The following is a 14,210-nucleotide window of genomic DNA, read 5'->3' as shown; positions in this document are numbered from 1 at the left end:
GATGAAGCGACGCAACGCCGGCTCGGCGGGACGGCTCGGCGCGGTGGCCGGCGCGGCCCTGGGCGCCGCCGCCGCACGCGCCGCCTACGGCGCGCTGGCCCGCAACCCGCCCGGCCTGAACGGGGTGCCGGGCGACGAGGTGTGGGGCCGCACCAACCACCGCGGGGAGCCGGTGACGCTGCTGGAGGGGCCCGCGGTCGTCGCGGGCGCCGCCGCGGCGGGGCTGCTGGCGCCCGGCGCGACGGGCCGGATGCGCGCCGCCGCGCTGCTCGCCGGCGCCGGATCCGGCGTCCTCGGCGGCTACGACGACCTGGCCGGCTCGGCGTCCTCGCGCGGCTTCAAGGGCCACCTGACCGCGCTGGCCCGCGGCGAGGTCACCAGCGGCGCCGTGAAGATCCTCGGCATCGGCGCGACCGGGCTCGCCGCCGCCGCCATCGCCGGGTCGCCCGCCCCGACCCGGACCGGACGCGCGTTCGACGCCCTCGTCAACGGCGCGATCATCGCCGGGTCCGCGAACCTGATGAACCTGTTCGACCTGCGTCCCGGCCGGGCCGTCAAGGTCGGCCTGATCACCGGCACGCCGCTGGCGCTGGCGCGCCCGTCCGCCGCCGTCGTGGCCGCGCCGCTCGGCGCCGCAGCCGCGCTGCTGCCCGAGGACCTCGGCGAGCGCGCGATGCTCGGCGACACCGGGTCCAACGCCCTCGGCGCGCTGCTCGGCCTGGCCGCCACCCGCCTCGGCCGCGGCCCCAGGCTCGCCGTGCTGACCGGCCTCGTCGGGCTGAACGCCGCCAGCGAGTTCGTCAGCTTCACCAAGGTCATCGCGGGCAACCCGGTGCTGAACCGCATCGACATGCTCGGCCGCCGCCCGGTCGCCGCGCCGGCCCCCGCGACGGCGGCAGCCTCGGCCGAGGACGGCAAGCCCGACATGGAGGACGAGTTCCGCCCGGCCGTCCCGCCGCAGTCCGGTCCGGCGGGCAGCGGAGTGGCGGGCGACGGCGTCACCGCCGGCCCCGCATAGGCGCACGAGACACCCCCCGCCGCATTCGAACAGCGTGTCACCGTCAACTCTCCGCCGCCTGACCGGCGGCCTCGCCGGCGCCGCCGTCGTCATAGCGATCATCACGGTCCTGGCGCGGCTGGCCGGATTCGGGCGCACCTACGCGTTCTCCCAGACCGTCACCACCTCGTGCCTCAGCCAGGCGTACTTCACCTCCACCCAGATCCCGTTCATCGTCTACGAGATCGTCGCGGGCGGCGCCCTCACCGCCATGGTCGTGCCGGTGCTGGCCGGGGCCGCCGAGCGCGGCGACCGCGACGAGGTCCGCCGCATCGGGTCGGCGCTGCTGACCTGGATCGTCGTGCTGATGCTGCCGCTCTCGCTGCTGATGGCGCTCGGCGCCCGCCCGGTCATGGAGCTGCTCGTCGGCCGCGACCTGGAGGGCTGCTCCCGCGACGGCATCGTGGACGTCGGCTCCTCGATGCTCGCCGTCATGTCGGCGCAGATGGTGATGTACGGGATGGCGGTCGTCCTGTACGGGGTGCTGCAGTCCCACCGCCGGTTCGTCGCCCCGGCGCTCGCGCCGCTGATGTCGAGCCTGGTGGTGATCGGCGCCTACCTCGTCTTCGCGCCCCTCGGCCGCGGGTACGAGAACGACCTGGCCGGCCTGCCGCTGAGCGCCGAGCTGACGCTGTCGGTGGGCACGGCGCTCGGCGGCGTAGCGATGGCGGCGACCGCCGGGATCGCGGCGTGGCGGCTGCGGCTCCGGCTGCGCCCGACGCTGCGGTTCCCGGACGGGGTGGCGCGGAAGGTGCGGCGGCTCGCCGCCGCCGGGCTCGCCACGGTCGCCGCGCAGCAGCTGTCGGCGCTGCTGGTCGTGCGGCTCAGCTACGAGGGCACGGGCGGCGCCCTCGCCAACTACCAGTACGCGTGGGCGATCTACCTGCTGCCGTGGGCGATCCTGGCCGTGCCGATCGCGACCAGCGCCTTCCCGGCCCTGTCGGCGCGGATGAGCGCCGGGGAGCACGAGCGGTTCGACCGGGTCACCGCGTCCACCACCCGCGCGATCGTCCTGGTGTCGTGCGCGGGCGCCGCCGTGCTCGCCGCCGTCGCGGTGCCGATCGCGGCCGTGTTCAACCCCGGCCTCCCCGACCAGCAGGACGTGCTCTCGCGGGCGGTGCTGGCGTTCGCGCCCGGTCTCGTCGGCTACGGGCTCGTCGCGCACCTGGGACGCGTCCTGTACGCCTGCCACCGGGGGAGGGCGGCCGCCGGCGCGGTCGTGACGGGCTGGCTGGTCGTGATGGCCGCCGACGTCGCGCTCGTGCTCACCGTCGACCGGGAGTGGGTGGTCGCCGCGCTCGGCATCGGCAACGCGGCCGGGATGACCGTCGGCGGTGTCCTGCTGATCGCGGCGCTCGTCCGCACCCGGGGCGCCGCGTCCGTCGCCGGGACGCCGCGCGCCCTGGCTGCCGGGCTGGCGGGCGGCGCCGGGGGAGGCGCGGCCGGGTACGCGACCGCCGCCCTGCTCGGCACGGGCGGGCAGCTGCACAGCATCGGGACCGGGGCGGTGGCCGCGCTCGCCGCCGGCGCGGCGTTCCTGCTCATCGCATTCATGATCGACGGCCGGGATCTGCGGGCCGTCCTCAACCGAAGGGTCACCCGCGATGTCTGAGAAGGATCCGTGCCGCACCTGGGGGCGGACCCCCGGACCCCCCGAACGCTCCGCGCTAGATCTGGAGGGCCTGCGCGTGGCACTGGTGCTGGGCACCAGCGCGGGCGGGGTCGGGCGGCACGTGCGGTCCGTCGCCGCTGGCCTCGCCGGCCGCGGCGCCCGCGTGGTGGTCTGCGGGCCCGCGTCGACGGAGGAGCTGTTCGGCTTCAGCGGCGCCGGCGCCCGGTTCGCGGAGGTCGACCTCGCCGACCGGCCCCGGCCGGCGCGCGACGCCAAGGCCGTCGCCCGGCTCCGCTCGCTGGTGCGCGGGGCCGACGTCGTCCACGCCCACGGGCTGCGGGCCGGTGCGATCGCCGTCGCCGCGTGCGCGCAGGTGGCGCCCGGCCCGCTGCGGTTCTCGCGGGGCCGGACGCCGGTGGTCGTCACGCTGCACAACGCCGTCATCGCCGGCGGGCGGACGGCCGCGGTCTACGGGGCGCTGGAGCGCGTCGTGGCACGCGGCGCGGCCCGCGTCCTCGGCGTCTCGCCCGACCTCGAGGAGCGGATGCGCTCCCTCGGCGCCCGGTCCGCCGGGCACGCGATCGTGCCCGCGCCCGCGCCGAAGGCGCCGCCGGGCCCGGCCGTCCGCGCCGACCTGCGTGCGGAGCTGGGCGTGGGGGACCGGCCGCTCATCATCACGGTGGGGCGGCTGGCCGAGCAGAAGGGCCTGCCGACGCTGCTGGACGCCGCGCGGGACTGGGCGGGCCGCACGCCGCCGCCCCTCGTCGCGATCGTCGGGGACGGGCCCCTGGAGGACGAGCTGCGCTCCCGGATCGACGCCGAGGAGCTGCCCGTGCGGCTGCTCGGGCGCCGCTCGGACGTCGCCGGGCTGCTGGCCGCCTCGGACGTCGCGGTCGTCCCGAGCGTGTGGGAGGGGCAGCCGCTGATCGTCCAGGAGATCCTGCGGGCGGGGCTGCCGCTCGTCGCGACCCGGGTCGGCGGCATCCCCGGCATGGTCGGCGCGGCCGGCCGGGCCGCGGACGGCTCCCCGGCGGGCGGCACGGGCGGCCAGCTGCTGCACGGGCCCGAGAGCGAGGCGGCGCTGCTGGTGCCGTCCGGCGACGCGGGCGCCCTGGAACGCGCGGTGAGCCGCGTCCTGGACGACCCGGCGCTCGCGGCGCGGCTCGGGTCGGCCGCCGCGCAGCGGTCGGCGATGCTGCCGGACGAGGACGACGCCGTCGCCCAGCTGGCCGACCTGTACCGGGAACTGGCGGGCCCCCGCCGCTGACCCGGAGGGCGGGCGGTGACAGGACCTTGGACGCCGTCCCCGCGGCGCCGGTTCGAGAAAAGTGGAAAAAGTGTCCTGAGAGGGGGAACCGCGCCTGCGGGGGTCGCGTTAGAGAGGGAAGTGGAGGGGAGTATCCCCGCGCACGGTTCCCGTCAATACGGCCGGTCCATACCGGCCCGGGTCCGCGGCCCTCGCTCGTGCAGGGCGGGAGAGACCTCCAGCGCCCGTTCGTGTCCGCTGGAGGTATGCGTTGTCCGTCTCCCCCCTGGTGTGGGCCCTGACGATCACGGGGATCCTCGTCGTCATCGCCGCAGACCTCTTCCTGATCCACCGGAACGAGACGCGGGAGTTCACCACCCGGCGCGCCGCGTTCTGGTCGGTGGTCTACATCGGCCTCGCCGTCCTGTTCGGCGTCGGCGTCTGGGTCTTCTCCGGCGCCCGGTACGCCGGCGAGTACTTCGGCGGATTCGTCACCGAGAAGAGCCTCAGCGTCGACAACCTCTTCGTGTTCATGGTGATCCTCACCCGGTTCGCCGTGCCGAAGCACGCCCAGCACACCGTCCTGATGGCCGGCATCGTCATCGCGCTGGTGCTGCGCGGCATCTTCATCGCCGTGGGCGCCGCGGCGATCTCGACCTTCACGTGGGTCTTCTTCATCTTCGGCCTGTTCCTGCTCTGGACGGCGTTCGGGATGGTCCGCGGCGGCGGCGAGGACGAGGACGAGCTCAAGGAGAACGCCCTCCTGCGGTGGGCCAAGCGGGTCATCCCGACGGCCGACGAGTACGACGGCACCCGGTTCTTCACCCGGCGGGACGGCGTCCGGGTGGTCACCCCCCTGGCCATCGTGATGATCGCCATCGGCTCGACCGACGTGCTGTTCGCGGTGGACTCCATCCCGGCGATCTTCGGGCTGACGACCGAGCCGTACCTGATCTTCACCGCCAACGCGTTCGCGCTGATGGGCCTGGTCCAGCTGTACTTCCTGCTGGGCGGGCTCACCGACCGGCTCGTCTACCTGTCCCACGGGCTGGCGTTCATCCTCGGCTTCATCGGGGTCAAGCTGATCCTCCACGCGGCGCACGAGTACGGTGCCGGATGGGCGCCCGAGGTGCCGATCTGGCTGTCCCTCGCGGTGATCGCCGGGACCCTCGTCGCGACGACCGTGGCGAGCCTGGCCTTCGGCCGCAAGGCCGGTGACGGCGGGGAGCGGGTGGCGCTGACGGAGGTCCCAGCGGAGGCGGATGCCGAGATCTCGGCCACCCGCGAAGGGTGAAGTCCCCCACACTGGACCACAGCACCGAATCCTGTTCTAGAATCGCGGTCAAAAGCGGCTGAGAGAGGGTTCACGCATGGCCATCGGGCTGACCGAGGAGCACGAGGCGCTCGCCGAATCGGTGCGGGGCTTCGCCGAGCGAAACATTCCCGCGACGGCCGTCCGGGCCGCGCTGGAGGCCGACGAGGAGAGCAGGCCCGGCTTCTGGCCGGCCCTGGCGGAGCAGGGCCTGCTGGGCCTGCACCTGGACGAGGAGCACGGCGGCCAGGGCTTCGGCCTCCTGGAGCTGTCGGTCGTGCTGGAGGAACTGGGCCGCGCCGCCGCGCCCGGCCCGTTCCTGCCGACCGTGCTCGCGAGCACCGTCGTCAAGGCGTCCAGCAACGCGAAGGTGCGCGCCGAACTGCTGCCCGCCCTCGCCGACGGGTCCAAGACCGGCGCGGTCGCGCTGGACGGGGAGCTGACCGGCCGCCGCGAGGGCGACTCCCTCGTCGTGTCCGGCACGTCCGCGACGGTCCTCGGCGGCGCCCTCGCCGACGTGATCGTGCTGCCGGTCGCGGACGGCGACGGCGAGCAGTGGGTCGCGGTCGACGCCGCCGACGTCACGGTCACCCCGGTCGCGAGCCTGGACCGGGTCCGCCGCGTCGCGGCCGTCGAGGTCTCCGGCCTCGCCGTCGCCGCCGACCGCGTGCTGGACGGCCTGACGACCGAGCGCGTCAAGGACGTCGCCGCCGCGCTGTTCGGCGCCGAGGCGGCCGGTCTCGCCGGCTGGCTGGTGGCGACCGCGGCCGAGTACGCCAAGGTCCGCGAGCAGTTCGGCCGCCCGATCGGGCAGTTCCAGGGCGTCAAGCACAAGGCCGCGCGCAGCCTCATCGCGCTCGAGCAGGCCCGCGCCGCCGCCTGGGACGCCGCCCGCGTCCTGGACGAGGGCGCCGAGGCGGCCGGCGCGGAGCAGACCCGCTTCGCCGCCGCGGTCGCGGCCGTCATCGCGCTCGACGCGGGCGTGCAGACCGCCCGCGACGCCATCCAGATCCTCGGCGGCATCGGCTTCACCTGGGAGCACGACGCGCACGTCTACCTGCGCCGCGCCCTCACCCTGCGGTCGCTGCTCGGACCGGCCAAGGACTGGGCCGCCCGGATCGCGGCGCTCGCGCTGGACGGCTCCCGCCGCGAGGTCGTCCTGGAGCTGGACGAGGACGCCCAGCCGCTGCGCGAGCGCATCCGCGCCGAGGTCGCCGAGCTGGCCGCCATCGAGGACAAGGGGGACCTCCACGCGAAGCTGGGGGACGAGGGCTGGAGCGTCCCGCACTTCCCGAAGCCGTGGGGGCGCGAGGCCGGCCCGGTCGAGCAGATCCTCATCCAGCAGGAGCTGAAGGCCGCCAAGGTCAAGGCCCCGAACCTGGGCATCGGCGCGTGGCTGGTGCCGTCCCTCGTCCGGTACGGCACCGACGAGCAGAAGGAGACGTTCCTCCGTCCGACGCTGCGCGGGCAGATCGTGTGGTGCCAGCTGTTCTCCGAGCCGGGCGCCGGCTCCGACCTGGCGTCGCTGTCGATGAAGGCCGAGCGGGTCGAGGGCGGCTGGCGGCTCACCGGCCAGAAGATCTGGACGTCGCTCGCGCACTACGCCCAGTGGGGCTTCTGCATCGCCCGCACCGACCCGGACGCCGCGAAGCACGACGGCATCACCTACTTCCTGGTGGACATGAAGTCCGAGGGCATCGACGTGCGGCCCCTCAAGGAGCTGACCGGCGAGGCCATCTTCAACGAGGTCTTCCTGGACAACGTGTTCGTCCCCGACGACCGCGTGGTCGGCGAGGTGAACAAGGGCTGGCAGGTCGCGCGCAACACGCTGTCCAACGAGCGGGTGTCGCTGTCGACCGGCGGCGGGCTCGGCATGGGCGTCCCCGAGCTGCTGGACTTCTTCAAGAACCGCACGCCGGACCCGGTCGCCGCCGTCGAGGTCGGCAAGCTGATCGCCCAGGGGCAGTCGATCGACCTGCTCGGCCTGCGCACCACGCTCAAGCAGCTGAACGGCGTGGAGCCGGGCGCGGAGGCCAGCGTCCGCAAGCTGCTCGGCGTCCAGTTCAACCAGGACGTCGCCGACTACTGCTGGGCGGCGCAGGGCGCGGCGTCGGTCACCGAGGTGCCGATGGCCGAGAGCGGCATCGTGGCGCGGCACATGCTGTTCAGCCGGGCCATGACGATCTACGGCGGCACCACCGAGGTGCAGCTCAACATCATCGGCGAGCGCCTGCTCGGCCTCCCCCGCGACCCCGAACCGGGCAAATGACCGACAGGCTCTGAACCCGAGGCGACGGTTCCGGGTCGTGCGGCCGGAGCGAGTGCAGCGAGCGCAGGCCGTACGACCCGCCGAGCGGGGCGACCGCGGCGACACCGCACGACCCGCACGGTCGCATCGACCGCGACGGTGGCGTGAGGATCGGCCGGCTCGGACCGGGGGTTCCAGGGGGTCGCCCCCTGGGCTAACGAGGGCGGTAGGTGTAGGTGACGTTGACCATGACGATTGCGGCCATGGCCACGAACAGGCCGGGGAGGCCGGCGTTGACGACCGCGATCGCGCTCAGCGGGATCGCGGCCAGCAGCGACAGCACCGCCGTGGCCAGGCTGTGATCGCGGTCCCCGCGCCCGTGCGCCCGTCCCGGCCGGGGCCGGCGCGCGGGCGCGGCGGCCGGGCGCGCTTCGAGGGTCTCCTGGATGCGCTCGACGACCGTCTCGATGAAGGCGTCGTCGTATTCGGGGCCCAGTTCGCGCCGGGCCGCCATCGCGGCCGCCAGGTCGTCGCGGGGGAGTCGTGGGGTCGTCATGCTCCGGTTATAGGCCGCCGCGTTCCCGCCGCGCGTCACCCGGCGGGGCCAACCGCCGCCTACCCCGCAGGTCTCGGCGGGGAGCGCGGGCGGCCCGCCGGTAAACTGCCGCTTCACCCCAGATCGCCCGGGAGGTCTTCGTGAGAGTCACCGTCCTCGCCGTCTGCGCGGCCGCCGCGCTCGCCCTGACCGGCTGCGGCGGCTCGGGGGGCGGTGCGGAAGGCGGCGCGGACGCGGCCTCGGCCGCCCCGCCCACGACGCTCGGGCCGGTGCCGGTGGTCAAGCCGTCCGACATGAAACCGCTGGTCGGACGGTGGATCGGCACCGCGGACGACTTCTTCCAGTTCCGGTTGGACGGTGCCGGGGTGTGGGTGAAGGGCAAGCAGCGGCTCTGGACCGGGACGGTCATTCCCGAGGGCGGCCGCAAGTACCGCTTCTCCTGGAAGGGCGGGGACCCGCAGGTCGCGTCCTACTGGGGCGTCACCCTCGCCGAGAACGGAAGGTCGCTCGTGTTCGCCGGGACCAACCAGACCTACAAGAAGGCACCCGCCAAGCAGGCGCCCGCGACGAGGGGCAGGGGATGACGGACATCGGGGAAGCAGGCACCGGGGAAGCAGGCACGGTGGAGACAGGGGCCGGGGCGTTCGGGTCCCCCGCCGACGTGGACCGCAGGCTGGCGGAGGTCCGCTACCTCGCGGACGAGTCGATCGCCACGACCGTGTACCTCGCGCAGGCGCTCGGCAAGCCGCTGCTCGTGGAGGGGCCCGCCGGGGTCGGCAAGACCGAGCTGGCCAAGGCCGTCGCCACCGCCACCGGGGCGGAGCTGATCCGGCTCCAGTGCTACGAGGGGCTGGACGAGGCCCGCGCCCTGTACGAGTTCAACTACAAGAAGCAGCTCCTGGCGATCCAGGCCGCGCCCTCCGACCGCGCGTGGCAGGAGACCCACGACGACATCTTCTCCGAGGAGTTCCTCCTGGAGCGGCCGCTGCTGGCGGCCATCCGCCGCACCGAGCCGACCGTGCTGCTGATCGACGAGGCCGACAAGGCCGACGTCGAGGTGGAGGGCATGCTGCTGGAGGTCCTGTCCGACTTCCAGGTGACGATCCCCGAGCTGGGGACGGTCGCCGCCGCCCGCCGCCCGTTCGTGGTCATCACCTCCAACGCCGCGCGGGAGCTGTCGGAGGCGCTCAAGCGCCGCTGCCTCTACCTGCACCTCGGCTACCCGGCGCCCGAGCGGGAGCGCGACATCGTCCTCGCCCAGGTCCCCGGCATCGAGGCGGAGCTGGCCGAGCAGCTCGTCCGCACCGTCGGGACGCTGCGCGACCTGGAGATCAAGAAGGCCCCGTCGATCGCCGAGACCGTCGACTGGGCGCGGACCCTGCTCGCCCTCGGCCTGGACGAGCTGGACGAGGCCGCCGTCTCCCGCACCCTCGGCGTCGTCCTCAAGCACGTCTCCGACCAGGAGCGCGCCGCCAAGGAACTGGGCCTGCGGGGCTGATCCGCGTGGCCTCCCTCATCGACCGCCACACCGGCTTCGTCGCGGAGCTGCGCCGGGCCGGGCTGCCGGTGTCGGTGGCCGAGGGCCTGGACGCGGTCCGCGCCATGCAGGTCGTCGACCTCCTCGACCGCGAGTCGCTGCGCGCCGCCTACGCCGCGACGCTCGTCAAGCGGCCCCAGCACCGCCCGACCTTCGACACGCTCTTCGACCTGTGGTTCCCCGCCGCGGTCGGGGACGGCGCCGGGTCCGGCGAGCGGGACCGCCCCGCCCGGACGCTGGACGACGACGGGCGCCCCGTCCCGCCGGCGCTGGACCCCGAGGTGCAGGCCCGCCGCGACGAGCTGGCCGAACTCCTCCTGTCCGGCGACGACGCGGGGCTGCGGCAGTTCGCCCGCCTGGCCGTCGGCGAGTACGGCCGGACCCCGGGCCAGGAGTCGTGGTTCTCCTTCGGCGTCCTGCGCGCCATGTCGCCCGAGACGCTCATGGCCCGGCTGCTCAACGCGGTGCTGACCGGGCAGGAGCGCGGCGGGATGGCCGAGCGGGTCGCCCGCCGCACGTTCCGCGACCGCATCGCCCGGTTCGAGGACCTCGTCGCGGGCGAGGTGCGGCGCCGCATCGCCGAGGACACCGGCGTCGAGCGGACCGCCCGGATCACCGTCCGGCCGCCGCTGGAGCGCCTCGACTTCTCCGGCGCGAGCCGCGCCGAGCTGGCCGCGCTGCGCCGCGAGGTGTACCCGCTGGCGCGCAAGCTCGCGGCCCGGCTCGTCCAGAAGCAGCGGCACGGCAGGCGCGGCCGGCTCGACTTCCGCCGGACGGTCCGCGCGTCCCTCGCCAGCGGGGGAGTGCCGCTCACCACCCACCACCGGCCGCGCCGCCCGCACAAGCCCGAACTGGTCGTGCTGTGCGACGCCAGTGACTCGGTGTCGGCGTTCGCGCACTTCACGCTGCTGCTGACGTTCGCGCTGCGGGAGCAGTTCAGCAAGGTCCGCGCGTTCGCGTTCATCGACGCCACCGACGAGATCACCCGCTTCTTCGCGCCGGGCGTGGACGTCGCGGACGCGATGGCGCGGCTGGCCGCCGAGGCCGACCTCGTCTGGATCACCGGCCGCTCCAACTACGGCCACGCCATCAAGGTCTTCGACGACCGGTACCGCGACGCCATCACGCCCAAGACGTCCCTGCTGATCCTCGGGGACGCCCGCTCCAACTACGGCGAGCTGTCCCTGCCGATCCTGCGCGCCATGGTCGACCGCGCGCGGCACGCGTACTGGCTCAACCCCGAGCCGCGCGGCCGGTGGGACACCGGCGACTCCGCCGCGTCCCGCTACGGCGAGCTCGTCCCGATGTACGAGTGCCGCAACCTGACCCAGCTGGCCGCCTTCATCGAGGAACTCGCCTGACCGCGGGCCCGGGGAAGGGCCGGCGGGTCAGTGGCCGCGGGCGATCCACTCCTCCAGGTGCGGGGCCTCGGCGCCGATCGTGGTGGACGGGCCGTGCCCCGTCCGGACCTCGGTGTCCGCGGGCAGCGTGAGGAGCCGCTCCCGGATCGAGGTGATGATCGTCGGGAAGTCGGAGAACGACCGCCCGGTCGCGCCCGGCCCGCCGTTGAACAGGGTGTCGCCGGAGAACACCGTCCCCAGGTCGGGGGCGTACAGGCAGACGGCCCCCGGGCTGTGGCCCGGCGTGTGCAGGACGTGCAGGTCCGTGCCCGCGACGGTGATGACCTGCCCGTCGGAAAGGTCCCCGTCGGGGCTCGCGTCCGGGTGCTTCTGCTTCCACAGCATCAGGTCGTCGGGGTGCAGCAGCACGGGCGCGCCGGTCCGGGCCTTCAGCTCCGGCGCCGCGTCGATGTGGTCGTCGTGGCCGTGCGTGGACACGATCGCCGCGAGCCGCCGCCCGCCGACCGCCTCCGCGATCGCGCCGGCGTCGTGCGCGGCGTCGATGACGACCGCCTCGCCGTCGTCGCCGACGATCCAGACGTTGTTGTCGACGTCCCAAGTACCGCCGTCCAGGGAGAACGTCCCGGACGTCTCGATGTGGTCGATCCGCGCGGCCATCAGAGCATCACCACCGAACGCAGCACGTCACCGCGGTGCATCTTGTCGAACGCCGCCTCGACGCCGTCCAGCTCGATCGTCTCGGACACGAACGCGTCCAGGTCCAGGCGGCCCTGCAGGTAGAGGTCGATGAGCATCGGGAAGTCGCGCGAGGGCAGGCAGTCGCCGTACCAGGACGACTTCAGCGACCCGCCGCGGCCGAACACGTCCAGCAGCGGCAGCTCCAGCCGCATCTCCGGCGTCGGCACCCCCACCAGCACGACCGTCCCGGCGAGGTCGCGGGCGTAGAACGCCTGCTCGTAGGTCTCCGGGCGGCCGACCGCGTCGATGACGACGTCGGCGCCGAACCCGCCGGTCAGCTCCCGCACCTTCTCGACGACGTCCTCGTCCTTGCCGTTGACGGTGTGCGTCGCGCCCAGCGAGGACGCCGTGGTCAGCTTCCGCTCGTCCAGGTCCACCGCGATGATCGTCGCCGCGCCCGCCAGCCGCGCCCCGAGCACCGACGCCGCGCCGACCCCGCCGCAGCCGATCACCGCGACCGAGTCGCCCCGGCCGACCCCGCCGGTGTTGATCGCCGCGCCGAGCCCGGCCATCACGCCGCAGCCCAGCAGGCCCGCGACCTCCGGCCTGGCCCGGGAGTCGACCTTCGTGCACTGCCCCGCCGCGACGAGGGTCTTGTCGGCGAACGCGCCGATGCCGAGCGCGGGCGACAGCTCCGTGCCGTCCGCGAGGGTCATCTTCTGCGTCGCGTTGTGCGTGTCGAAGCAGTGCCAGGGACGCCCGCGCACGCAGGCCCGGCACTGGCCGCACACCGCCCGCCAGTTCAGGATCACGAAGTCGCCGGGCCCGACCTCGGTGACTCCGTCGCCGACCTGCTCCACCACGCCCGCGGCCTCGTGCCCGAGCAGGAACGGGAACTCGTCGTTGATCCCGCCCTCGCGGTAATGCAGGTCGGTGTGGCAGACCCCGCACGCCTGGATCTTCACGACCGCCTCCCCGGGCCCGGGGTCCGGAACGACGATCGTCTCGATGCGCACCGGCTCGCCCTTGCCCGGTGCGACGACCCCGCGTACCTGCTGCGCCATGCTGCCGCCTCTCTACGCCTAGACCTTCCCCCGACCCTATATACCTCCCCGCTGACCTGCCGGTCCGCTTCCACCGGCCGGAACCCGCGGGCACCGGGCCAGGACGCGTGCGCGGCGGGTCCCGGAAGGAGGGGGCCGCCGGTCGTCGAGGGGACGACGGGGTCGCCGAGGCCGCCTGAGGCGGGGCTCAGGTGAAGCGGATGGCCTCGAGTTTGTCGGCGGCGTCGCGGTCGAGGACGGTGACGCCGGCGGCGGGCGGCAGTGCGCCGCCGCCGCGTGCGCGGTCGATGAGCGGGCGCCAGCGGCGGCAGTGGCGGGCGAACGTCGTGTGGGTGACGACGCGGCCCCGGGCGAACTGGCCCGCGCGGGCCGTGCCCGGGTCGACGTCGATGAGGATCAGGTGCAGGTCGTGGCCGCGCCGGCGCGCCATCCACGCGAACAGGTACAGGATGTGCGGCCAGGTGCCGCGGGTGTGCGCGACGACGCCGTGGCCGGCGAGGATCGCGCGGCCGATCCGCCAGACGTGCGTGCCGTGGACGAGCGGGGTGCGCAGCCGGCGGGGCAGCGGGCGCAGCGCCCGCGACCACCAGTTGCGGGACTGCCCGGAGTCGATCACGCGGACGTCGCCCGCGCACACCGGGGCCGTCTCGTCGCCGTGCAGCCCGTACAGCCGGTTCAGCAGGGTGCTCTTGCCCGCGCCGGGCAGCCCGGCGACGAGCACCAGCGACCCCGCCGGGTAATGCAGAGAGGGCCCCGGATCCACCTCGTGGACTTCGTGGATGGTCGTCTCCTGGTCTCGGCCCGGGCAGTCGGCGTCTGAGCAACGAACGCTCAGCACCGCTTGTTCCGGCCGGGACGGAGGATCACCAGCCGCGGGCGCGCCATTCGGGAAGTGCGGGACGCTCGCGACCCAGCGTCGAGTCCTTGCCGTGGCCCGGATAGAACCAGGTGGCGTCCGGGAGCCGGTCGAAGACGCGTTCCTCGACATCGGCGAGCAGCTGCTTGAACCGGGTCGGGTCACCCCACGTGTTGCCGACGCCGCCGGGGAACAGGCTGTCGCCGGTGAACAGGTGCGGGCGGTCCGCGAGCTCACCGCCCGCGTCGTACAGTAGCGCGATCGAGCCGGGCGTGTGGCCGCGGAGGTGGATGACCTCCAGCGTCGCCTGCCCCACCTGGACGGTGTCGCCGTGCTCGACCTGCTCGGCCACCGGCTCGGGCAGCGCCTCCGCGTCGCGGGGGTGCGCGGCGACCGGGGCGCCGGTGGCGCGGACCACCTCGCTCAGCGCCATCCAATGGTCCTGGTGGCGGTGCGTGGTGACGATCCGGGTCAGCGGGCCGTCGCCGACCAGCTCCAGCAGCCGGGAGGCCTCGTTGGCCGCGTCGATGAGCAGCCGCTCGCCGGTCGCGGTGCAGCGCAGGATGTAGGCGTTGTTGTCGTAGGGGCCGACCGAGACCTTCGTGACCGTCAGCCCGGGCAGCTCCCGGACGTCCGGACGGCCCCCCGTCTCGACGTTTCCCGTGTACGTCATGCGTCCTCCC

13 protein-coding genes are annotated in these 14,210 nt (G+C 74.3%); 8 read left to right on the top strand and 5 right to left on the bottom strand.

Annotation, left to right across the window (positions count from 1 at the left end; genetic code table 11):
* Position 1: 1 nt before the first annotated feature.
* From IEZ03_RS06595 to IEZ03_RS06575, 5 genes are all read left to right on the top strand, one after another.
* A complete protein-coding gene (locus IEZ03_RS06595; protein WP_184884990.1) occupies positions 2 to 1,018 on the top strand; it encodes a hypothetical protein in 1,017 nt (338 codons plus the stop codon).
* Between the two features lie 34 nt (positions 1,019 to 1,052).
* Positions 1,053 to 2,669 carry a murein biosynthesis integral membrane protein MurJ gene (gene murJ / locus IEZ03_RS06590; RefSeq protein ID WP_184884988.1) on the top strand — a complete coding sequence of 539 codons (1,617 nt, stop codon included), beginning with the start codon at positions 1,053 to 1,055 and terminating at the stop codon, positions 2,667 to 2,669.
* The gene (locus tag IEZ03_RS06585) at positions 2,662 to 3,936 is read left to right on the top strand and encodes a glycosyltransferase family 4 protein (RefSeq protein WP_184884985.1); all 1,275 of its coding nucleotides are present in this window, start codon (positions 2,662 to 2,664) and stop codon (positions 3,934 to 3,936) included. The genes murJ and IEZ03_RS06585 overlap by 8 nt, the downstream gene beginning before the upstream one ends.
* 250 nt (positions 3,937 to 4,186) lie before the next feature.
* Positions 4,187 to 5,209, top strand: a complete 1,023-nt coding sequence (locus IEZ03_RS06580; RefSeq protein WP_184884983.1) for a TerC family protein — start codon at positions 4,187 to 4,189, stop codon at positions 5,207 to 5,209.
* 76 nt (positions 5,210 to 5,285) lie between these two features.
* Positions 5,286 to 7,496 (top strand): acyl-CoA dehydrogenase family protein, encoded by a 2,211-nt coding sequence (locus tag IEZ03_RS06575; RefSeq protein ID WP_184884981.1) that lies wholly within the window; start codon positions 5,286 to 5,288, stop codon positions 7,494 to 7,496.
* Positions 7,497 to 7,689: 193 nt separating this feature from the next.
* Here IEZ03_RS06575 and IEZ03_RS06570 read toward each other — a convergent pair whose 3' ends face one another.
* Positions 7,690 to 8,031: a hypothetical protein gene (locus tag IEZ03_RS06570; RefSeq protein ID WP_184884979.1), complete on the bottom strand. Its 342-nt coding sequence runs from the start codon at positions 8,029 to 8,031 to the stop codon at positions 7,690 to 7,692.
* A 140-nt stretch (positions 8,032 to 8,171) separates the two neighbouring features.
* Here IEZ03_RS06570 and IEZ03_RS06565 point away from each other — a divergent pair, with 140 nt between their 5' ends.
* From IEZ03_RS06565 to IEZ03_RS06555, 3 genes are read left to right on the top strand one after another with little or no spacing between them, the layout of a single operon-like run.
* Positions 8,172 to 8,615, top strand: coding sequence for a hypothetical protein (locus tag IEZ03_RS06565; protein ID WP_184884977.1), 444 nt, complete (start codon positions 8,172 to 8,174; stop codon positions 8,613 to 8,615).
* Positions 8,612 to 9,529, top strand: a complete 918-nt coding sequence (locus IEZ03_RS06560; protein WP_184884974.1) for an AAA family ATPase — start codon at positions 8,612 to 8,614, stop codon at positions 9,527 to 9,529. Before IEZ03_RS06565 ends, IEZ03_RS06560 begins: the two co-directional genes overlap by 4 nt.
* 5 nt (positions 9,530 to 9,534) lie before the next feature.
* A complete protein-coding gene (locus IEZ03_RS06555) occupies positions 9,535 to 10,929 on the top strand; it encodes a vWA domain-containing protein (RefSeq protein ID WP_184884972.1) in 1,395 nt (464 codons plus the stop codon).
* Between the two features lie 27 nt (positions 10,930 to 10,956).
* On the opposite strand, the gene IEZ03_RS06550 is transcribed toward IEZ03_RS06555, so the two are convergent.
* The 4 genes from IEZ03_RS06550 to IEZ03_RS06535 all read right to left on the bottom strand — a co-directional run bounded on the left by IEZ03_RS06550 (position 10,957) and on the right by IEZ03_RS06535 (position 14,200).
* On the bottom strand, positions 10,957 to 11,586 hold the full coding sequence (locus IEZ03_RS06550; RefSeq protein WP_184884970.1) for an MBL fold metallo-hydrolase: 630 nt from the start codon (positions 11,584 to 11,586) through the stop codon (positions 10,957 to 10,959).
* On the bottom strand, positions 11,586 to 12,671 hold the full coding sequence (locus IEZ03_RS06545) for an S-(hydroxymethyl)mycothiol dehydrogenase (RefSeq protein WP_184884968.1): 1,086 nt from the start codon (positions 12,669 to 12,671) through the stop codon (positions 11,586 to 11,588). Before IEZ03_RS06545 ends, IEZ03_RS06550 begins: the two co-directional genes overlap by 1 nt.
* Positions 12,672 to 12,858: 187 nt before the next feature.
* Entirely contained in the window at positions 12,859 to 13,434 is a 576-nt protein-coding gene (locus IEZ03_RS06540; RefSeq protein ID WP_132047477.1) for an ATP-binding protein, read from the bottom strand.
* 100 nt (positions 13,435 to 13,534) lie between these two features.
* Positions 13,535 to 14,200 (bottom strand): MBL fold metallo-hydrolase, encoded by a 666-nt coding sequence (locus IEZ03_RS06535; RefSeq protein WP_184884966.1) that lies wholly within the window; start codon positions 14,198 to 14,200, stop codon positions 13,535 to 13,537.
* Positions 14,201 to 14,210 lie beyond the last annotated feature (10 nt).

The organism is Actinomadura livida, assembly GCF_014648675.1.
GTDB classification, from domain to species: Bacteria; Actinomycetota; Actinomycetes; order Streptosporangiales; family Streptosporangiaceae; genus Spirillospora; species Spirillospora livida.
The sequence above is the reverse complement of the archived record's forward strand: the minus strand, read 5'-3'. Positions and strand labels throughout refer to the sequence as shown.